This window comes from Otoolea muris, from assembly GCF_943193115.1.
Lineage (GTDB): Bacteria > Bacillota > Clostridia > Lachnospirales > Lachnospiraceae > Otoolea > Otoolea muris.
In genome coordinates this window covers 1-1225 of the sequence record NZ_CALPCY010000155.1, presented here as the reverse complement: position 1 = coordinate 1225, position 1225 = coordinate 1, and the positions used below count along the sequence as shown (strand labels likewise).

Below are 1225 nucleotides of genomic sequence, written 5' to 3'. Positions count from 1 at the left end.
CTCCTAGTATAATAATGGTGTAGTCAAAAATGACTACTGGTTAACAGTTACAACGTCCAATCTAATAAATCTATATAGATATAACGGAAGGAGGATTCCCCCCTCCATCAGAAGTTATAGGCTGCATTACTTACCATGTCTGAGGTTTCCTTAATGCACCAGACAAAATATAGAGGTATAATCACTGAGGCAGGATCATTGACGTTTTCTCCTTGGGAACCAGCAGGGCCTCTACTGGCGAAACCTCCCAGAAAGTCTGTCCGTCCATTCGGTGGTGATTTATGTTTTGGCTGGTTGGGAAGCCCCAGGCTATACCTGTATGAGCCGCTAGGTTGTGTATCCGCCTTCTGGAAATGGATGCCTGCCAGAAAGGATAAAAACATGCAATACCAAAAAGTACCTAAGTTGCTTGAAAACATCCCCTATCTCTCAGTCGGGCTGGATGTCGGGGCAGACTTCTCATGGATGTCCATCATGCTCCCTAACGGTACTCTTACCGGGAAACCTTTCAAGATCGTTCATTCCGATCCCCAGTCCCGGGAGCTTGCCGTTGCAAAAATAAAGGAAGCCCAAGAGGCGTATTCTCTTGAAAGCCGCTGCTTCCTTGAGTCCACCGGGATCTACCATATCCCGCTCCTGTGCTTCCTTCGCGATAAGGGGTTTGACTGCTCCGTCATTAATCCTATCATCACTAAGAATAGCACAAACATGAACGTAAGGAAACTGCATAATGATAAATTTGATTCAAAAAAGGCTGCCAAGGTCGGGCTGGATGCTTCCCTAAAAACTTCCATCATCCCAGATGATGCGGTCATTGACCTGCGCAACCTGGTACGGGATTACTATTACTTCAAGGACCTGCAGTCCGCAGTCGTCCTGAAGCTCACCGCGGAATTGAAAGTATCTTTCCCCGCATACCGGAATGTGTTCTGCAAGGCCACCACCCAGACTTCCTTAAAGCTTCTGGACGCATATCCCCTGGCGCAGGATCTTCTTGCCGCGCCAAAGGGAACGGTGGTGGAAATGATCCGTTCCACGGCACGCTTCGGTGAAAAGTATGCCCTGGCAAAATATGATGCCCTGTACGCTGCAGCAGAGGATGCCGCTATTTTCGGGCGTGCCCTTCCTAGTAACGCCCTCCGGATCCGGCTGTATATAAAACTCTACCGGGAATACCAGGAACATCTGGACGGCATTCTCGAAGAACTGCATAAGGCTGTCGATA

The 1225-nt window shown here is 48.6% G+C and carries 1 protein-coding gene; it reads left to right on the top strand.

Going from position 1 to position 1225, the window contains the following annotated elements; translation table 11 throughout:
* Positions 1-381 precede the first annotated feature (381 nt).
* A partial coding sequence (locus tag NFS31_RS26770; protein ID WP_251502140.1) for an IS110 family transposase occupies positions 382-1225 on the top strand: 844 nt, incomplete at its 3' end.